13 protein-coding genes are annotated in these 20,525 nt (G+C 43.3%); all 13 read left to right on the top strand.

From position 1 onward, the window contains the following. Nucleotides 1-3 precede the first annotated feature (3 nt). Entirely contained in the window at nucleotides 4-1,254 is a 1,251-nt protein-coding gene (locus tag BQ7394_RS14165; RefSeq protein WP_075558028.1) for an efflux RND transporter periplasmic adaptor subunit, read from the top strand. A 23-nt stretch (nucleotides 1,255-1,277) separates the two neighbouring features. Further along, nucleotides 1,278-3,656 (top strand): FtsX-like permease family protein, encoded by a 2,379-nt coding sequence (locus BQ7394_RS14160; RefSeq protein ID WP_075558027.1) that lies wholly within the window; start codon nucleotides 1,278-1,280, stop codon nucleotides 3,654-3,656. A 34-nt stretch (nucleotides 3,657-3,690) separates the two neighbouring features. Then, nucleotides 3,691-6,066 carry an ABC transporter permease gene (locus tag BQ7394_RS14155; protein WP_075558026.1) on the top strand — a complete coding sequence of 792 codons (2,376 nt, stop codon included), beginning with the start codon at nucleotides 3,691-3,693 and terminating at the stop codon, nucleotides 6,064-6,066. Between the two features lie 17 nt (nucleotides 6,067-6,083). Beyond that, nucleotides 6,084-8,462, top strand: coding sequence for an ABC transporter permease (locus tag BQ7394_RS14150; RefSeq protein ID WP_075558025.1), 2,379 nt, complete (start codon nucleotides 6,084-6,086; stop codon nucleotides 8,460-8,462). A gap of 132 nt (nucleotides 8,463-8,594) precedes the next feature. Continuing rightward, a complete protein-coding gene (locus BQ7394_RS14145; RefSeq protein ID WP_075558024.1) occupies nucleotides 8,595-9,089 on the top strand; it encodes an RNA polymerase sigma factor in 495 nt (164 codons plus the stop codon). Between the two features lie 5 nt (nucleotides 9,090-9,094). Further along, nucleotides 9,095-9,676, top strand: a complete 582-nt coding sequence (locus BQ7394_RS14140; RefSeq protein WP_075558023.1) for a hypothetical protein — start codon at nucleotides 9,095-9,097, stop codon at nucleotides 9,674-9,676. Between the two features lie 30 nt (nucleotides 9,677-9,706). Then, entirely contained in the window at nucleotides 9,707-10,216 is a 510-nt protein-coding gene (locus BQ7394_RS14135) for a DUF5024 domain-containing protein (protein WP_075558022.1), read from the top strand. Nucleotides 10,217-10,446: 230 nt separating this feature from the next. Then, entirely contained in the window at nucleotides 10,447-11,127 is a 681-nt protein-coding gene (locus BQ7394_RS14130; protein ID WP_075558021.1) for an ABC transporter ATP-binding protein, read from the top strand. A 127-nt stretch (nucleotides 11,128-11,254) separates the two neighbouring features. After that, entirely contained in the window at nucleotides 11,255-13,582 is a 2,328-nt protein-coding gene (locus BQ7394_RS14125; protein ID WP_075558020.1) for an ABC transporter permease, read from the top strand. A gap of 160 nt (nucleotides 13,583-13,742) precedes the next feature. Next, the gene (locus BQ7394_RS14120; protein ID WP_075558019.1) at nucleotides 13,743-14,288 is read left to right on the top strand and encodes an RNA polymerase sigma factor; all 546 of its coding nucleotides are present in this window, start codon (nucleotides 13,743-13,745) and stop codon (nucleotides 14,286-14,288) included. 64 nt (nucleotides 14,289-14,352) lie between these two features. Then, complete coding sequence (locus tag BQ7394_RS14115; RefSeq protein WP_075558018.1) at nucleotides 14,353-15,327, top strand: FecR family protein; 975 nt, start codon at nucleotides 14,353-14,355, stop codon at nucleotides 15,325-15,327. A 196-nt stretch (nucleotides 15,328-15,523) separates the two neighbouring features. Next, nucleotides 15,524-18,760 (top strand): TonB-dependent receptor, encoded by a 3,237-nt coding sequence (locus tag BQ7394_RS14110; RefSeq protein WP_082211938.1) that lies wholly within the window; start codon nucleotides 15,524-15,526, stop codon nucleotides 18,758-18,760. A gap of 21 nt (nucleotides 18,761-18,781) precedes the next feature. Next, complete coding sequence (locus tag BQ7394_RS14105) at nucleotides 18,782-20,512, top strand: RagB/SusD family nutrient uptake outer membrane protein (protein ID WP_075558017.1); 1,731 nt, start codon at nucleotides 18,782-18,784, stop codon at nucleotides 20,510-20,512. The last annotated feature ends 13 nt before the right edge of the window (nucleotides 20,513-20,525 follow it).

The raw sequence follows: 20,525 nt of genomic DNA, 5'->3' as shown, positions 1-20,525 counted from the left end.
ACCATGGATATTCAATTAGAAAAGAAAAGAGGCATTCAGAAGAAACATTTACCTTATGTGGCAGGTGGCGTTTTATTCCTTGTATTGGTCGGCTGGATCATTTTCGGCGATCATGCATCGACACTGAAAGTAGATGCCCGCGGTATCAGTATCGGTAATGTAACCCGCGAACAGTTCAATGATTTCGTCCGTGTAGACGGACAGGTACAACCGATCACAGTCGTGCAGCTGAGCCCGGAAGAAGGGGGTATCGTGCAGGAGAAAGTAGTGGAAGAAGGAGCCCAGGTAAAGAAAGGAGATGTTATTGTCCGTCTTTCCAATTCAGGCCTCGATCTTCAGATCCTGGATGCAGAAGCACAGTTGGCTGAAAAACAGAACTTCCTTCGTAATACCCAGGTTGCCATGGAACAGGATAAGTTAAGCAACCAACTGGAAAAAGCTCAGCTGGATGTAGATATGAACCGTGCCCGTCGTGCTTATCATCAACAACAGAAATTGTATGAAGAAAGCCTGATTGCCAAAGAAGATTATCTTAAAGCTAAAGAAGACTACGAACTGTCTACCAAGAAATATGGTCTGGTTGTGGAACGCCTTCGCCAGGATTCGATCTCCCGTACGATCCAGATGGAAGAGATGGAAACCAGTTTGGCTAATATGCGTCGTAATATCCAATTGGTACACGAACGTAAGGAGCACCTGAATGTACGTTCACAGATCGACGGTGAACTCGGTTTGCTGGATGTCGTATTAGGACAGAACGTATCTGCTGGTTTGAAGATCGGCCAGATCAACGACCTTTCCGATTATAAGATCGAAGCAATGATCGACGAACATTACATCGACCGTGTTAAACCGGGATTGAATGCTGCATTCGATCGTCAGGGTACAAGCTTCGACCTGGCCGTACGTAAGGTTTATCCGGAGGTACGCGACGGTAAATTCCGTACAGACTTTGTTTTTACTGGCGAACGTCCTGATAATATCCGTAGCGGACAGACTTATTATATCAGTCTGTACCTAGGACAACCGACCGAAAGTATCATCATTCCGCGTGGAACGTTCTTCCAGAGCACCGGTGGTAGCTGGATTTTCGTACTCGACAAAGATGGAAAGAAAGCTTATCGTCGCAAGATCAAGATCGGCCGTCAGAACCCGCAGTTCTACGAAGTAACAGAAGGTTTGGAAGCAGGAGAAAAGGTTATCGTATCGAGCTATGAAAGCTATAAGGATAACGAAGTCCTGATATTGGAATAACTGAATTAAATAAACCCATTATAATGAAGAACATCCGCATAGCAATCCGGGGCCTTTTTAAGAAGGGCAGACATAATGATATTAAGATCCTGTCGCTGGGCGTCGGACTCGCTATGGGATTGGTTTTGATAGCAAAGGTTTGCTTCGAGTTGTCGTATGATAACTTCTACCCCGAGTCCGACCGCATTTTTGCTATCCAGGAGAACTTTGGCATAGGGGGGAAGAGCCATGACGGCTACCCCCACGTCAGCGGTGGTATAGCCCCCGGTATGAAAGCCGAGATCCCCGGTGTGGAAGCGGCTACCCGTTGTGATAAAATGGGGGAGTTGGTAATGAAAACGCCCGACAAGAAGAAGTATACGGCTACTTTCCTGATGGCCGACTCCTGCTTTTACGATGTACTACCCCGCGAAATGCTAGGCGGTGATGCCAGGGAGACACTTTCACGCCCCCTTTATGCCCTTGTTTCGAAAGAACTGGCCGACAAGATCGCTCCCGACGGAGCAGACGTGATCGGCAAGACTTTTGAAGTGGAAACATTCCCTGGCGTTCAGATCACCGTCGGTGGCGTGTTTAAGGATGTTCCGAAGAATACGCATCTTTATTACGATGTGCTTGTTTCCCTTTCTTCCTTCAAAGCCATCGCCGGATGGACGAAGGAAGATCAATGGTTGGGCGGCGACAGCTACAACGCTTACGTTCTCCTGCAACCCGGTCTGAAGTCAAGAGATATGCTGCAACCTATGGCCGAAATGCTCGACCGTCATGTCGATTCGGAGAAACTAAAGGAGCAGGGCATCACGTACAGTATCTTCCTGCGCCCCTTAGGCGAGCTCTACGCAAGCTCACCGGCCACCAAGCGTATGGCCGTGATGCTGACCGCCATCGCTTTCGCCACTCTTTTTGCCGCCCTGATGAACTATGTGCTGCTGGTCATCTCTTCGATGGTGACCCGCTCGAAGGATGTGGCAATCCATAAATGTTACGGTGCGACAGGCTGGAACATCACCGACATGATCTTCTCGGAGACATTTCTCAATCTGTTGATATCCGTTGTCCTTTCCACACTCCTCGTGTTCGGTTTCCGCCGGATCGTGGAAGAACTGTTGGGCACTTCACTGGCGTCGCTTTTCACGCCCGACACACTGATGATCCTGTTCGGCGTCTGCGTATTGGTGTTTCTGGTTGCCGGCCTGTTGCCTTCGCAACTGTTCGCCAGGATTCCTGTGGCGTTGGTATTCCGTTCGTACACCAACTCCCGGCGGACGTGGAAGAAAGCCTTATTGTTCATCCAGTTTGTTGCGGTAGGTTTCCTTGTATGCTTGTTGATCGTTATTGGCTGGCAGTATAGTTTCATGGTGAATGAGAATCCCGGATACTCATACGAGCGGTTGGCTTTCTGCAACCTGGAAGGCGTTTCCCAATCCTCCCGCAAGGCGCTGATGGATGAAATCCGCAAGCAGCCCGAAGTGGAAGATGTTACGACCTGCTATGAATTGCCGGCCTTTGCCGGTTCGGGCGATATCGTCTACCGTCCCGGCACGGAGGATGCCGTGGCACATTTCCAGGATCTTTACGGAACCAATGCCAACTTCGTCCCACTGTTGGAGATGAAGGTAATAGAGGGAGAGGCCTTCGACGAATCTTTCTCCGACTCCATGCAACTCGTCATGCTGAGCCGCCAGATGGCCACAGAACTGGCCAACGCCTTCGAATGGAAAGACGGCGTGGTAGGCAAGAAGCTGGATATCGGCGGTCACGGTACGGAAGATCCCTTCACCGTAGTCGGCGTTTACGACGATGTACGCATCGGTCAGATCGATCACGAAGGTATGCTCAACTCCGCCATCTTTTTCAGTAAGAGAGCCGAGCAAACCCTTGTCATTAAATTCCATCAAAGGGATGCGCAGAATCTGGCCCATATAAATAATGTAATAAAAGAATTTCTGCCCGACCGCGACATCAACCTTGTTGATTACCGTTTCAGCCTCACGAAGCTCTACGATACTTCGCGCATTTTCCGCGACTCGGTGATGGCCGGCGGCCTGATCACCCTGATCATTGCCCTGATCGGCCTGATCGGTTACATCAACGACGAGACGAACCGTCGAGGGAAAGAAATCGCCGTACGCAAAATCAACGGGGCCACCGAGCGTGATATACTCCGTCTGATATCGTCGGACGTCGTATGGATGGCATTGCCGGCTATTCTGATCGGTGCAGGCGCCTCATGGTTCGCCGGTGAAAAGTGGTTGCAGCAATTTTCGGAGAAGATCCCGATGAATGCGGGCCTGTTCGTCGCCGGTTCCGTAGCTGTATTGCTGGTTATCCTCGCCACGGTGATTTACCGTACCTGGCTGGTGGCGAATGCCAACCCGGTGATGAGCCTGAAATCGGAATAGAATTATTTGATAATAACTGAATAAATCAACCACAATGAACAATGTACACGTAGCTTTTCGTTCCCTTTTTAAGAAAGGAAGACATAATGGGATTAAAATAGTCTCATTAGGTGTAGGACTGGCCATGGGATTGGTTTTGATAGCCAAAGTATGTTTCGAACTGTCTTATGATAATTTTTATCCCGGATCGGAGCGTGTTTATGCCATACAGGAAAATGTATCCCTGGGAGAGAAGAAGATAGAAGGGTATCCGCATGTAAGTGGTGGTATTGCGCCGGGTATGAAAGCCGAGATACCGGGTGTGGAGTCGGCTACCTGTGCCAATGTAATAGGAGAGTATATTTTTACTACATCCGACAAGGCGAAGTACACCGGCAATTTTGTGATGGCAGACGAGTACTTCTTCGATGTCCTTCCCCGTAAGGTGCTGGCCGGTAATGCAAAGGAAACCCTTTCGCGTCCTTTATATGCCCTTGTGTCCGAAAAGATAGCCGCAAAGATAGGCGGAGGAAAAGATGTTGTAGGTCAGACATTCGAAATAGCCTCTTTTCCGGGACATCTCTTTACGATCGGCGGAGTGTTTGAAGAAGTGCCGGACAATACCCATCTGAAATATAATATACTGGTTTCGCTGGCTTCTTTCGAAAAGGTTATGGGATGGTCGAACCTCGATCAATGGTTTGGCGGCGATAGTTATAACGCCTATGTCCGCCTGCAATCCGGTATTCATGCCGCGGATCTGTTGCAGCCCATGGCCGAAATGCTCGACCGTCATGTCGACTCCGCGCAGTTGAAAGAGCAGGGAATCGATTACAGCCTGATGCTCCGTCCGCTCGAGGAGCTTTATGCCAAATCGCCGGCTACGAAGCGGATGGCCGTCATGCTGGTTGCCATCGCGTTTGCAATCCTTTTTGCTGCCCTTATGAATTATGTATTACTGGTGATCTCGTCGCTGGTGACCCGCTCGAAAGATATTGCCGTACATAAATGTTACGGAGCGTCGGGATGGAATATCTCGGATATGATCTTTTCTGAAACTTTCCTCAACCTGTTTGTTTCATTAGGAATATCCGCCCTCTTGATACTGGCTCTGCGCGAGATGGTGGAAGAATTGCTGAGTGCATCGCTGCTGTCGCTGTTTACGGTCGACACCGTCCTGATGCTGGTGGCCGTTTGCGTAATCGTTTTCCTAGTGGCAGGATTGTTGCCTTCGCAGTTGTTTTCGAAGATACCGGTGGCGTCCGTGTTCCGATCTTATAAGGAATCACGCCGTTCATGGAAGAAAGCGCTGTTGTTTATCCAGTTCATGGCTGTCGGTTTCCTGGTATGCCTGCTGGTGGTGATCGGCTTGCAGTATAATAAGATGGTGAACGATAATCCGGGATATAAGTACGACCGGCTGGCTTATTGCTGGCTGGAAGGTGTACCGGGTTCGAGTCGCCGGGCCCTGATAGACGAGCTTAAAAAACTCCCGGAGGTGGAGGACGTATCTACCTGCAGCAGCTTGCCGGCTTTCAGCGGATCGGGAGATATGGTTTTTCGTCCGGGTACAAATGAGAGCGTGCTTCATTTCAGCGACCTTTACGGGGCGAATGCCAATTATATCTCTCTGATGGAGATGTCCGTTATTCAGGGAAAAGCATTCGATAATTCCTATTCCGACTCTTCCCGCGTGGTGATGGTCAGCCGGATGATGGCCGACAAACTGGCATTGGCTCTCGACTGGAAAGATGGTGTGGTAGGAAAGAAGATATATGTGAGCGGCCATGGCACGCCCAATGATTTTGAGGTGGCTGGTGTGTACGAAGATATCCGTATCGGGGCTATCGGTAGCGAACTGATGGGGCCTTCGGCATTATTTTATAGCAGCCGTCCGAACAATACGCTGGTCATCAAACTGAATAAAATGACACAGGAGAATATGACGCAGCTCGACGAAACCATCAAAGCCATATTGCCGGACAAGGAAATACCTGTGTCGTCATACAATGTGAGCATGACCAATATGTATAACTCTTCGCGTCTGTTCCGTAATGCGGTTATGCTGGGCGGTATCGTTACCCTTATCATTACGCTGATCGGGCTGATCGGATATATCAATGATGAAACCAACCGGCGCGGAAAAGAAATAGCTGTTCGTAAGATCAATGGTGCGACAGAAAAGAATATTCTTGTTCTGATCGCATCCGATGTGGCCTGGATGGCCCTTCCGGCTCTTTTGCTGGGTGCCGGAACATCTTATTTTGCCGGTGAAAAATGGTTGCAGCAATTTGCAGAAAAGATATCGCTCAATGTCGGATTGCTGTCGATAGGCGTAATGGTGGTTCTCTTCCTTATCCTGACAACGGTTGTATATCGAACATGGATGGTCGCTGTATCCAACCCGGTGGAAAGTTTGAAATCAGAATAAAAACAGATAGAATAGATATGAAGAATTTTCAGATGGCACTCCGTTCGCTCTTTAAGAAAGGGAGGAACAATGGAATCAAAATTTTAGCCTTGGCTGTCGGTCTGGCAATGGGTTTGGTACTGATAGCAAAGGTATGTTTCGAGCGTTCGTACGATAATTTTTACCCTGACAACGAACGTATCTTCCTGGTTAAGTCCGGTTTGAACAAAGACGGGAAGAAAGATACCTGGGGGCAGGTGAGCGGTGCTATCGCTCCGGGCATGAAAGCCGAGATCCCAGAGGTGGAACATGCTACCCGCTACACCCGTATCGGTGCAACCGGCGAACTGATTATGACGCCCGAAAAGCAATATTACACCGCCACCATCCTGCTGGCCGATACCAGCTTTTTCGATATTTTTCCTCGTCCGATATTAATAGGTAACCCGAAAGATGTCCTGGCCCGCCCCGGCTATGTTATGATCTCCCGCTCGCTGGCGGAAAAGATGGGGGGCGTAGGCAATGTCGTTGGTAAAACCTTTGTGCGTGATGCCAACCGTAATGCCCCGCAGACTATCGGTGGCGTGTTTGAAGATATTCCTGAAAATAGCCATTTGCATTACGATGCCCTGGGTTCATTGGCTGGTATGCCCGAATGGAGTACCACCAACTGGTTGGGTAACGACCGTTATATTGCTTATGTGAAACTGGTTCCGGGTACCGATCCGGAATCGATAGCACCGGCCCTTCGCCGTATGCAGGAACGTAACCAGGATATGGAAGCTTTGAAGAAAGCAGGTGTCGACCTGTTCTATACTGTCTCTCCGTTACAGGATATCCATAATAATAACAAAGATGTGAAAGACATGAACAACATGTTGCTTTTGCTCGCTGTAATACTTATTGTCATAGCTGTATTAAACTATATCCTGGTGGTTATCTCTACCCTGATAGGACGTACCAAAGAGGTTGCCGTGCATAAATGCTATGGCGCATCCGGTAAAAATATACTCGGGATGATCCTTTCCGAATCACTGTTACATTTGTTGCTGGCTTTGTTGCTGGGCGCTTTCCTGATTATTCTTTTCAAAGGGAAAGTTGAAGAATTGCTGTCGGCTTCTTTGTCGGCTTTGTTCACGGCACCTACATTGATGATCCTGCTGGGTATTTGTGTATTGGTATTCGGAGTGACTTGTCTTGTACCGACCTGGCTTTTCCTGCGTATTCCCGTAGCTTCGGCTTTTCGCAGTGTAAAAGAGTCGAAACGTTACTGGAAACTGTGTCTGCTTTTCGTGCAATTCGTGGCTACGGCTTATCTGGTGGCTTTGTTGATTACGATCAGCCGTCAATATAATTCAATGATTTCAAGTGATCCCGGATATGCTTACGAGAACCTGATTTTTTGTAACACTCGTGGTGTGAGCAATCAGGAACGTGAACGTGCTATGGATGAACTACGCCGTCTGCCTCAGGTGGCTATGGTGTCGAGTTGTTATGAGTTACCTTTCGGTTACCCCTCTGGTAATAATGTACGCATACCGGGAGATGATCGCGATTTGTTCAATATAGCTGATATGTATAGTGTCGGCGATAATTATTTCGAGTTGATGGAGATACCCGTTGTCGAAGGTCAAGCTTTCCGTCCGGGTGAGGCTAATGCGGATAAAATAATGGTCAGTCGTAAATTTGTCGACTTGATGGAGAAGACAGTCGGTTGGACAGGTAGTGCGCTTGGTAAAGGTGTTATGATTTCCGAGCATAGCGGAGATAATCAGGTATTCACTATCTGCGGTGTTTTTGAAGATTTCCGTATAGGTTCCCTTAAGGGCCCCGATACCCGGGCTTCGGTCTTCTTCTACGAAGGTAAGTCGGGTCTTACTACTCCTGAAAATATCCTGATAAAGATGAATGAAATGTCGTCGGATAATCTGGCTAAAGTCAACGATATTCTCACAGAAACAATGCCTGACAAAGTGGTTGAAGCTTCTGTTTATAAGATGAATTTAGCCCGTCAATATCAGGATGACCGTGATTTCCGTGACTCCATTTTTATCAGCGGTATCGTTACCCTGATTATCGCCCTTATCGGATTGTTGGGATATACAGCCGATGAAACCAACCGTCGTGGACGTGAAATAGCGATCCGTAAGGTAAATGGTGCGACAGCCCTCAGCATCCTTCGCATGATCTCGCGCGATATTTCCTATATCGCCATTCCGGCTCTTGCTATCGGTGTAGCTGTTGCTTATATCAGTGCATCGGGTTGGCTGGAAAAATTTGCCGAACGCATTCACCTCAGTTTCTTTATTTTTATCGGTGCGGCGTTGTTTGTCTATGTGATTATTGTAGGCTGTGTATTAGTGCGTGCATGGAATGTGGCAAATGAAAATCCGGTGGATAGTTTGAAAGCCGAATAGCTCTATATTTATATCTTTTGTAAAACAGAAAGCATCCCCCTCCTGTGAGGTTAGGATGCTTTTTTTATTTAAATTGCATTTTTTCGATTAAGTCATGTTATATTCCTTTTTTTCAGTTGTCTTTATAGTAGAATGGAACAAGAACAGTTTAAAATAGAAGTGGTACCGTTACGGAAGAAGCTGACCTGCTGTGCCTATCGTCTGTTGGATGATCCGGAAGATGTGGAAGACGTCATACAGGAAGTTTTCCTGAAGCTCTGGTATATCCGTGAAGAGTTGGATCGCTATAACAGCGTTGAGGCCCTGGCCATGCAGACAACAAAGCATTTGTGTCTGAACCGCTTGAAGTCATTTCAACTCCGGCAGAAAGAGACACTGAACGAGTCGGAATTTATCAGCGACGGAGTAACTCCTTATACTGAGCTGGAACAAAAAGACAACGTGAGCCAGGTGATGCGTATTATCGACCGGCTACCCGGGCTTCAGCAGATAATTCTCCGTATGAAACATGTAGACGGATGCGAAGTAGAAGAAATAGCCGCCCTCACCGGGAGCACGCCTGATGCGGTACGAATGAACCTTTCACGTGCCAGAAGACGAGTTAAAGAATTATTTTTTAAGATGTGACAGTTATGCAAACAGAAAAACAAGAACATATAGAATATTTGCTGGAGCGTTTCTTTGACGGGCAAACCTCCAATGCAGAAGAACAGGAACTATATTCCTTCTTCGCCGGTCCCGATGTACCGGAAGCACTTCGATCTTACCAGGCTGTATTCGGTTATTTTGAGACAGGGATCAAAAATGAGTTAAATAAACCGGTTACAGGGAGCGGACATTTCTCGCGGAAGCCTCTTGCGAAAAAATGGTTGTGGACGGCCGCTTGTGTAGCCGCTTCTTTGTTGGCCTTTCTGGCTTATTTCCGGGGAAATAACCGTCTGGACCCATTCAATCCTTACGAAGGGAGTTACATTGTTCGTAACGGTGTCCGCATTACTGACATGGATAAAATATTACCGGAACTGGAATATACGCTCCGCGAAGCAAAACTTCATCAGGAACAGGCCGAACAAGTTGACTATCAGGTGAACCAAAAAGAAAAGTTCCTCCATGAAAGGGAAGTGAATGCAACTAATCCTTACCGGAAAATCCTGAAAGAGAATCCGAACAAGTATTTCCGGCAGGAAATGAAGTGGATCATATATAATGAATAAACAATATTAATCATCAACAGATAAAACAGTATGAAAGCAAAGAAAATTATTTTATTGTGTGTAATCTTTTTAGCAGGATGTATGACGGAAGGTTTGAAGGCACAGGAAACCCTGAATGCTCTTATGAAAAAGTGCGAGAACATGGATACGATCGATATGAACGTGATCTATAACAAGAACCGGGAGACGAAAAAGACGGAGAAGATCATCAAAACGGTTACTTTCTCAAACGATCAGAAATTGTTGGATGAGTTTGTGGCAGCCTTTGAAAAGGACAAAAATGCTGCATATAAAATCATCGATGACAAGAAGAGTGGGAAACTGTTGCCTTCATTCTACCGCTTCGGAAGCGGAAAAACGGATATTTCTTATTCGTTATCTGTTTCGAAATCCGGTAAGGTGACAGTCAGTAAGATCGAACGTTTTGACTATGACCCTAAAAAGGGTGGGAATTTTGATTTCGACTTTGATTTAGGCTCAAGCATTAATTACGAGTTTGATACAGACATGAAATCGGTGTCCATAACACCAAGTAATTAAAATGTACTATATTGGAAAGTATCCGGCCTGTGAAGGTCGGGTACTTGCGTCTCAAAAAGCTACTGTCTAATAAATTTACACTACTGTCTAATATTTTGACACATCGATAAAATAACTTTTGTTCTAGTTGTTTGTCTATTAATTAATTATCACTTTTGGCACACTATTTGATCTTATATAGGCATAAGAGTCAACTCAAATAGAATTGTATAATTTAATAATAAATAGCCATGATTAAAATTGAAGGATTAAGTAAGCATTTCCGTACTGAAGAGGTAGAAACAATTGCATTGAATAATATATCGATGGAGGTAAAGGATGGTGAATTCGTTGCTATTATGGGACCTTCCGGTTGCGGTAAATCTACTTTACTGAATATTTTGGGGTTGCTGGATAACCCGACTTCAGGAGATTATTACCTGATCGATAAGGAAGTAGGGCACCTGAAAGAAAAAGAACGTACACAGGTTCGCAAAGGTAATATCGGTTTCGTATTCCAGAGCTTTAACCTGATCGATGAACTAAATGTATATGAAAATGTAGAGCTGCCTTTGACGTATCTGAAAGTGAAAGCATCCGAACGTAAACAGATGGTGAACGATATCCTGAAACGTATGAACATCAGCCATCGTGCCGCCCACTTTCCCCAGCAGCTCTCCGGAGGTCAGCAACAGCGTGTGGCGATAGCCCGTGCCGTAGTTTCCAATCCGAAGATCATCCTTGCCGATGAGCCGACAGGTAACCTGGATTCAAAGAACGGTGCTGAAGTAATGCAGTTGTTGACAGAACTGAATAAAGAGGGAACGACCATTATTATGGTAACTCACTCCAAACACGATGCCAGCTTCGCCCATCGCATTGTCAACCTGTTCGACGGTAGCATCGTATCTTCAGTAAGTGAATTTATTTAATTATGATTTTCCAGACACACACATATAGTTAAATTAGAAAAGAATAAACATGGACATATCCTACCTGTGAAGGCGGGATATGTTTTTTAATCTCTCGCTGATTTCAGAACAATAAGCCAATAAGAAGATGAACAATTTATTAAACATAAAATCATTCCTGAAATTTCTCAGCAGGAATAAAGCCTATACAGCCATCGATGTATTCGGGTTGTCTGTATCGCTGATGTTTGTTATATTGATAGCCGTTTATACGGTGCAGGAATTGTCGGTCGATAAATACCATACCAATAAAGATCGTATTTGTGTCCTGTTTAATGAAAAAGGGCCGACTTCGGCTTTGCCAATCGCCTATCGCTTGCAAGAACGCTATCCGGAGATCGAACAAGTCTGCCCTGTCATTACCAGCAACGTCGGAAATCAGATGGTGACAGCGAATGATAAGAAACTAAGGGCAAAGACTGTTCTTGCCGATTCCTGTTTCTTCAATTTCTTTTCTTTCAAGCTACTTGAAGGGGATAAAAACCGGGTACTGGAGAACACGAGAAATGTTGTCCTTTCACGTACCTTTGCCAATAAGCTGTTCGGGACAGACGATCCGGTGGGACAAAGCGTCCTTATCGGCGATTCCGCCTCCTATCTGGTAAGCGGTATCATGGAAGATATCAAAAGATCGAGCATTCCTTACGCTGATATCATCATCCGTGTGGAGCGCGCCGAAGAGTACAATGAGTATATCAGCATGACAAACCCCATGAATGCCGGCTCGACAGTCGTTTTCCTGAAGATAAAACCCGGTGCCGACCTGATGTCGAAAATACCGGATATCCTTGACTATTTTAAGGAGAGATATTGGATTTATAAGCAGGAAATGTTTAAAATTGTAGATTTGATATCGTTGAATGACTTGTATTTTACTGATATAAATGAAAATGGTGCCATCAATACCGGCAACAAGCAGTTTGTAATAGTTTTATTATCCGTCGGTATCCTGATCCTGATCTTTGCCATATTCAACTACATCAACCTGACGGTTGCTCAGGCCGGCCAGCGGGCCAAAGAGATGGCAACGAGGCGCCTGTTGGGATCGACGCGCGGAGAACTGTTCTCTCGCCTGATGGTGGAATCGACGCTGCTGACGTTCATCTCCTTCGGGATAGGCTGGTTGTTGGCACAAGCGGCTGTACCTTTTGTGAACGATCTGTTGCAGACACGTATCGAGCTGGCGGCTACTTTTACACTGGTCTGGATCATTGGTGCAATAGTTTTGATTTTATTGATCGGTTTACTTTCCGGATTACTGCCGGCTATTTTGATATCGTCGGTGAAGCCGATCGATATAGTGCGTGGCACGTTCCGTCGGCAGACCAAGATGGTCTTCAGCAAAGTGTTCATCACTTTTCAAAACGCAATAACAATAGCAATGATTGCTGCCTCTATCGTGATGATCCTGCAATCGTACTACCTGATCAATGCACCGCTTGGATACAATACGAAAAATATCCTGGAAGTTAGTAATAACTTTGCAAATAAATCAGACTACAATGCCGCCATTGACGAGTTCTCCCGCCAATCCTACATTAAGCACGTCGGGCTGACAGCAGGCATGCCTATGAGCGGAAGCAATAATATGTCGTCGGATTACGAAGGTAAGTTTCTGGGTTTCCAGCAATTTATCATGGATAGTACAGCATTCAACATGCTGGGATATGAAATTATCGTTGAGAATCATTTAGCAGAAAACAGTTGGTATATTACAGAAAAGGGCATGAAGGATATGGATCTGCCGCAGGATGCACCTAATTTCAGCTGGGATAAGAATGCAACGCCAATAGCCGGTGTTGTCCGCAATTTCCAACAGGGCAACATTACGGATAATACTCGTCCGGCCATGCTTCGTATCGATAAGCGGAGTGATTTTTTCCCCTGGAGTATCCTTCTTGAGGTAGAAGGTAATCCCTACACAGCTTACCAGAAAATACGTGAGATCCATAAGGACATTTCCGGCGGATTGGATTTCGATGGCAGCTTTCTGGATGAACAGGTGCAAAAATCATTTGAAGCCGAGGTACGTACCACCAAGATCGTATCTATTTTTGCCGGGATAGCGATCCTGATATCTATGTTGGGCTTGCTGGCTATGTCGACTTATTTTATCCGGCAACGTTCGCAGGAGGTAGCTATCCGTAAAGTGTTCGGTTCGGATAATCAAGGTATTTTATATCGCCTGGTCAGTTCGTTCTTGATTTATGTCGGTATCGCATTTATAATTGCAACACCGGTTATCTGGTACTTTATGAATCAGTGGCTATCTGGCTATTCATACCGGATCTCCTTGAATCCGCTAATCTTTATCGCTTCCGGTATTTTCTGTTTGTTGATATCGTTTGTAACTGTCTTTTTCCAAAGTTACAAGGCTGCTAATACCAATCCGGTTACTAGTATAGCTAATAAATAAGAATAGAATATTTTATGTGAAAGATCGTAAGATAATATTTATGAAAAGTCTTGTGGTTCTCTTGGGGAGCTGCAAGACTTTTTTGTATTAAATTGTAATTTAATGAAACAGATACGGAATTTGTTGTATATTTGACTGCATGGTCATAAGCCAGTGAGATATGTTTGATACACAAATTACAGATGAGTATTTGATAGAGAGGATTGGAAATAATGATTATAATAGCTATAGCAGCTTGTTTGATCGTTATTATGTCCGTTTGTGTCAATATGTATATGGCTTGTTGATGGATAAAGATGATACGGAGGATGTTGTTCAGGAACTATTCCTAAGCTTATGGAAAAACCGGTCAAAAATAGAGATCAGAGAAAATGCATCTGCTTATCTTTATAAAATGGCAAAATATTTTGCATTGAATCAGATCCGGACAAAAAGTCGTTATACTACTTTTCCAGAAAATCAGGAGCAATATCATTTATATTATGAGGAAAACCAATTAGAAGCCGATGAATTTCGTGTTGCCCTTTATGATTGTATCGATCGACTCCCGGAAAGAAGTCGTGAGGTGTTGTTGCTTCACAGGATAAAAGGTCTGAAGCAAAAAGAAATATCAGAAAAGTTAACTATTTCGGTCAAGACCATTAAAAATCAAATATGGATTTCCCTTCAAAAGCTGAGAAAATGCCTTGAGCTAAAAGGTATGTGATTTTTTTTAAGGTCTAATAGGACCTTTTTTTGTTTGCAGTGTCATATAAGTAAAAACTATATTTATGGAGGAAAAGGAGCGTATAAGCGAACATATAATAAACTATTTTCTGGAAGGAGGCGATATGGATTCGACTTTGGATACATGGCTGAAGGAAAATGAGTCTAATAAAAAAGACTTCTACCAATATAAACGTATCTGGCAGGAGTCCGGGCGCTATACTGGTTCTGCAACATTTGATGAGAATAATGCATGGATGAAGATCGATGAGATTAACCAGAAAAAGGAAAACAAACGAACGCTTCTGAGGAATCTTTTGTATACAGTATCGGGGGTTGCAGCTTCCGTATTGGTTATATTCGTACTTTCTTTCTGGGGAATTTTGGATAAACAATCAAATGTAATGGTGAGTATGACGGCTGATTATGGTAGTCGTTCGGAAGTCGTATTACCGGATGGGTCGACGGTCAAACTCAATGCCGGCTCGAATCTGGTCTATTCTTATAATTCAAAAGAAAAGATCAGGGAGGTTGATTTTCGGGGAGAAGCATTCTTTGATGTATCGAAAAGTAAAACACCGTTTGTCGTGAATCTGGCTAACGGTTTAAAAGTAAAAGTGTGGGGAACTTCCTTTAATTTGCGTGCGTATACTGACGATGAACTTGTTCAGGCCTCTTTGGTGGAGGGCTGTATTGAATTGAATCATGACGATGATAAATTGATCATGAATGCCGGTGAGATGGCTATCTTTAATAAGCAGACTGATCAGATTGAACGGGTTTCAGGAATTTTATCGCATTCATATAGCTGGCTGGAGAATAAGTTATATATGGATAATATGTCCCTGTCGGAAGTCTGCAAATATTTATCGAGATGGTATAATGTAAATATAACTGTAAATAAGAAGTTGGGAGATAGTATTCATTATAACGGAGTGATTCAGGAAGAAACAATTATAGATATATTGGAAGCTTTGTCACGTTTAAGTAATATAAGTTTTCAAGTGAAAGGAAAGAATATAAGTATAACCTCTAAATAATACCGCCTATGTAGAAAAATAATATCATAACAAACACAAAACGGGAAATGGTGCAAACATTTCCCGCTAATTCTTGATAATTAATTTAGTGCTCGCAAACACTATTGTTAACTAACAATCAAATTACAAATATATGGATTTTTTTCGTAAGTCTAGGCAGGAATTGTCTCCGGCCCTTAAAAAACTATTATCTATTATGAGATTAACAACATTGGCTTTGATTGTATTCTCACTCACTGTCTCAGCTACCGTTTATTCTCAAAAAACGAAGTTGTCATTAGATGTGAAGAATCAGTCGATAAAAGAAGTTCTTTACCTGATAGAAAACCAGTCCGGTTTTAGGTTTATTTATGAAAGCGATAAGATCAATCTGGATAAAAAAGTATCTGTTCGTGCAAAAGATCAGACAGTAGAAATGATTTTAAAACGTCTTTTCGAAAAAGAAGGTGTAAGTTATATTGTGACAGAAAATAACCTTATTCTAATTAATCCGGCAGAGAAAAAAGAATATGCAGCTTTACCTGTTCCTATAACATCTCAGGAAAATAAACGTATTACCGGTATTGTCAGGGATGAAACGGGCGAACCTGTTATTGGAGCCAATGTAATAGAGAAGGGGACGACCAATGGAACGGTAACGGACATGGATGGCCGTTTTTCTTTGGAAGTTCAGAATAAGGCTGTTTTATTAGTTTCCTATATTGGGTATACACAAAAAGAGATAACAGTTGGTAATAAATCGACGGTTAACATCGAATTGTCGGAGAACACAAAAGAGCTGGACGAAATAGTCGTTGTCGGTTATGGCTCCGTAAAGAAACGTGATTTAACCGGTTCTGTATCTCAGCTCTCGTCTTCAACTATTCAGAACCAGGCGGTAATGAAAGATCCTATGCAGGCTTTGCAAGGAAAGATCCCCGGTGCTGATATAACGATGGGAAATGCACCGGGTTCTGCTTCTACGATTGTCATTCGTGGATATAATTCGATCAATGCAGGAAACGATCCGCTGATCGTTGTTGATGATGCTCCGTTTGCAGGAAAGATCGATGAGATCAATCCGGCAGAGATAGAGTCGATAGATGTTTTGAAAGATGCATCTTCAACTGCTATTTATGGTTCACGCGGAGCGAATGGAGTTATTATCATTACTACTAAGCGTGCGCAGAAAGATGCCCGGTTGACTATCAATTATGATGGCTATGTCGGTGTTTCCAAGTCGTTCAAGAATTATGATATGATGAGTGGTGAAAAATATGCCGATTGGAAGAGAGTTGCTAATTACGGAAAAACAGATAAAGAGATCTTCGATGATATTCAATTGAATGCTCTAAACTCCGGACAGTTTGTCGATTGGCAGGATCTCATGTTCAGTGGGACAGGATATAAAACAGATCACAATGTAAGTATCAATCAATCGAACGGACGTAATCGGAATATGTTGGTATTGGGTTATAATAAAGATCAGAGTATTATCGATAATATGGGGTATGAACGTTTTTCTGCTCGTATTAATGGAGATATGGAACTGGCTAAGAATTTTACTGTCGGTTATTCTTCTCTATTGGCTTTGACTACCCGTAATAACGGTGATAACAGTGTGTGGAAGTATGGAACAGTACTGGATCCGTTGACGGAAGTATATGATGAGAACGGAGATATGCGTTTCTATAATAGCGGCTGGTATCAGACTGTATTGCATTCAAATCCGATGTTTGATACCCATAAGGATAATGTCGATAATAAAGAAAAGCGTAGCCGGGTACTTTTGAACTTATATGCAGACTGGGAAATAATTAGAGGATTGAAATTCCGTACAAGTCTGACGTATGGATTGTCGTCTATCGAGAACGGCGTTTACAAAAGTTCGACCTCGCAGGCACGTCAATTGGCATCTCCTTCAGCAGAATACAAAAAGACGAATGAACAGCAGATCACGTTTACAAATGTATTGAACTATAGAAAGGTTTTGAATGAGCATAGTTTCGATGTTTCATTGGTACATGATATGCAGACTGATAAATCTGAACAGGTAGGTTTGACCGGGCAGGATATGCCTTATTATGGTTCTTGGTTTAACGTAAATGAAGCACCGGATGTATTTACTCGTTTGGCTTCCGTTCGTAAATGGGCTTTGTTATCGTTTATGGGAAGAATTAATTATACATTTAAGGATCGCTATTTGTTGACATTAACCGGTCGTTACGATGGCTCTTCCCGTCTGGCTAAAGGTAATAAATGGGATTTTTTCCCGTCCGTAGCTTTGGCCTGGCGTATGAATGACGAAACTTTCCTTAGGGATGTGGAGTGGTTATCGAACCTGAAATTGCGTTTGAGCTGGGGTAACTCAGGTAATACGGCTATTTCCGAATACGCAACTCAGGGTGCTTTAGGTAAATACGTTTATTATTTTGGAACAACCGAGCAGTCAGCAATGGGATACCTGCCGACTGAATTAGCCAATAATCTGTTAGGATGGGAGCGGACCGAAGAATATAATGTCGGTTTCGATTTCGGTTTCCTGAATAACCGGATCAGCGGTTCGGTCGACGGATATATCCGGAACACCCACGATTTGTTGATGAAGCGTAATTTGCCGGTTACCACCGGATATGAATTTACCTGGCAGAATGTAGGCAAAACTCGTAATTCGGGTATTGAAGTCGCTTTAAACACTGTACCTGTTGTAACTAAGGATTTTCGTTGGACTGTTGATTTTTCTTTCGGCTATAACAAAAACGAAATTGTCGAATTATTCAATGGTAAGGAAGACAGCCCCGGTAATAAATGGTTTATCGGTCAGCCTCTTTATGTAGAACGGCTGTATAAATATGCAGGAGTTTGGCAATACGGTGAAGAAGCAGAAGCGGCTAAATATTCCCGTGAACCGGGAGCACCTAAAGTTGAGGATGTAAATAATAATGGTAAATACGATCAGGACGACCTGTTTACGTATAATAAGATACCGAAGTGGACTGCCGGTCTTTCCACCGGGTTGTATTATAAAAACTTCGATCTGAATATTTATTTCTATACACGTCAAAAATACGGTCAGGTACTGGGGCTATTGACTGACGAAGCAGGTTCAACTCGTTACAATCATCTGAATGTTGATTTCTGGACGCCGGATAATCCAACTAATGCATGTCCGAAACCGGCAATAACCAATCCGCAGGATTTGTTGGTATCGAGTGATTATGCTTACAGGGATTTATCGTTCATTCGATTGAAAAATATCAATTTAGGCTATACATTGCCTAAAGAGATTTCCAAGAAGTTTTATAGTGAGAAGTTCAGGGTGTATTTTATGGTCGAAAATCCTTATACATGGACAAAGAGCGATTACGTCGGACTAGACCCGGAGAATTGTAACAGTTATACCGATCACCGTCCTTTAACCTCATTTATCTTCGGGGTAAATGCAAGTTTTTAATAATCTAATAGGAAATAGAATATGAAAATACTAAATAAAATACTAATAGGTTTGCTGTCCCTGTTATGTTTGTCGGCTTGCGACTTTTTAGATGAAACAGCTTATAACAAAGTGACTGTAGGTAATTTTTATACTACTAAGGAAGGAATAACCAATGGTGTGAACGGATTGTATTCCACTTTGAGAAATATGTATATCAATGAATACCTGATTTATGTATGCGAAGGCCCTTCTGATCTTTGGAATGCTTATAATGGTGGAGATCAGTGGCGAAACTGGACGATAGATGCTACTAATGGTAGTGTGAAGAGTCTTTGGTATAACTGTTATAAGTCAATCAATCAATGCAATTCGGTTATTGAAAGTCTTGAAAAAAATGAGATACCAGGATTAAATAGTGATTTGAGAATACGTTTTCAAGCTGAGGCCTTATTTATCAGGGCGCATTATTACTATCACCTGGTTCAGCAATTCGGAGATATACCTATGCCTTTGGAGCCGACTAATTCTGTTGAAACTGCAGCTTACAAAACAAGTGCGGATGAAGTATGGGAGCAGATTATTACTGATTTGACCTTTGCTGCAAAGAATTTACCGGAAATATATCAAGCTTCTGAATTTGGACACGTGACCCGATATGCAGCAATGCACCATTTGTCGAGAGTATATCTGACTTTAAATCGAAATGACAATGATTTGCGGAATGCTCTGAGTTATGCAGAACAAGTGATCAACTCTGGTAAGTATTCATTAGTTAAATCACATGCAGAATTGTGGGATATAAATAATAAAAATAATTCAGAAGTTCTTTTCTCTGTTTTATATACTCAAAATGCTGAGTTGAACGGGAATGGTAATACTGCTCATATGTATTTTTGTTCAGCTTATTCAGAAGAACATCCAGCTGTAAAACGCGTTATCGAATATGGCAGACCTTGGAGTCGCGAACGTTCAACTGATTACGCGATCAACCTGTTTGACGAATCGATTGATAAACGTTGGGAGGATTGCTTTATTTCCAGGTGGAACGTTACAGAGAATTCGGTAAAAGAAGATATCTTTAGTCCGTTTACAAAGAAGATGGAAGAGAAGGAATGGACAAAAGGTGAATTGGCTATGATTGATCCGAAGAGACCTTGGACAAGAGAACAGGTTGAAGCAGTTTGGCCTGTGTTAGTATTCCAACCGGAATATATGCGTGAACAGATTGATCCCCAAAAAGATGTCCAATCTGAGCAGAATCCGAATGCCGAGTGGCCCTCAAATACTCGTTTTACTAATTATAAGATGTATGCTTATCTGGTGAAACATTTGGATCCCCAGCGTCCGGAAGTGAATTGGACAGCTGGTTCACGGAACGTCTTTGTCTTTCGTTTGGCCGATACTTATTTGCTGGCAGCAGAAGCAGCTTTTTTATCTGGCAATATACAAAAAGCTGCTGCATATATGAATGAAATACGTCATCGTGCTGCTATCCCCGGATATGAAGCGGATATGGAAGTGAAGCCATCTGAAATAACGATCGATTTTATTTTGGATGAGAGAGCTCGTGAGTTGATGGGAGAAATGCATCGTTGGTATGATTTGAAACGAACAGGTAAATTGGTTGAACGCATGAATGATCCGAATATAAGTCCTGCAACAGCTGGCAAATTTAAGGATTATCATGTTTTGAGGCCGATACCTCGTGATCAACTCACTAATGTCTCGAATCCGACAGAGTTTACACAGAACCCTGGTTATGGTAATTGATTATTCATTTAAA

This window comes from Parabacteroides timonensis, from assembly GCF_900128505.1.
In the GTDB taxonomy this organism is placed as follows: Bacteria; Bacteroidota; Bacteroidia; order Bacteroidales; family Tannerellaceae; genus Parabacteroides; species Parabacteroides timonensis.
This window is presented reverse-complemented; position numbering and strand designations above follow the sequence as displayed.

What these genes read in the sequence shown, in the direction of transcription:
- BQ7394_RS14155 (WP_075558026.1), top strand. Translation starts at nt 3,691, where the DNA reads ATGAACAATGTACACGTAGCTTTTCGTTCCCTTTTTAAGAAAGGAAGA.
- BQ7394_RS14105 (WP_075558017.1), top strand. Translation starts at nt 18,782, where the DNA reads ATGAAAATACTAAATAAAATACTAATAGGTTTGCTGTCCCTGTTATGT.
- BQ7394_RS14110 (WP_082211938.1), top strand. Translation starts at nt 15,524, where the DNA reads ATGAGATTAACAACATTGGCTTTGATTGTATTCTCACTCACTGTCTCA.
- BQ7394_RS14160 (WP_075558027.1), top strand. Translation starts at nt 1,278, where the DNA reads ATGAAGAACATCCGCATAGCAATCCGGGGCCTTTTTAAGAAGGGCAGA.
- BQ7394_RS14125 (WP_075558020.1), top strand. Translation starts at nt 11,255, where the DNA reads ATGAACAATTTATTAAACATAAAATCATTCCTGAAATTTCTCAGCAGG.
- BQ7394_RS14120 (WP_075558019.1), top strand. Translation starts at nt 13,743, where the DNA reads ATGTTTGATACACAAATTACAGATGAGTATTTGATAGAGAGGATTGGA.
- BQ7394_RS14145 (WP_075558024.1), top strand. Translation starts at nt 8,595, where the DNA reads ATGGAACAAGAACAGTTTAAAATAGAAGTGGTACCGTTACGGAAGAAG.
- BQ7394_RS14165 (WP_075558028.1), top strand. Translation starts at nt 4, where the DNA reads ATGGATATTCAATTAGAAAAGAAAAGAGGCATTCAGAAGAAACATTTA.
- BQ7394_RS14140 (WP_075558023.1), top strand. Translation starts at nt 9,095, where the DNA reads ATGCAAACAGAAAAACAAGAACATATAGAATATTTGCTGGAGCGTTTC.
- BQ7394_RS14135 (WP_075558022.1), top strand. Translation starts at nt 9,707, where the DNA reads ATGAAAGCAAAGAAAATTATTTTATTGTGTGTAATCTTTTTAGCAGGA.
- BQ7394_RS14150 (WP_075558025.1), top strand. Translation starts at nt 6,084, where the DNA reads ATGAAGAATTTTCAGATGGCACTCCGTTCGCTCTTTAAGAAAGGGAGG.
- BQ7394_RS14130 (WP_075558021.1), top strand. Translation starts at nt 10,447, where the DNA reads ATGATTAAAATTGAAGGATTAAGTAAGCATTTCCGTACTGAAGAGGTA.
- BQ7394_RS14115 (WP_075558018.1), top strand. Translation starts at nt 14,353, where the DNA reads ATGGAGGAAAAGGAGCGTATAAGCGAACATATAATAAACTATTTTCTG.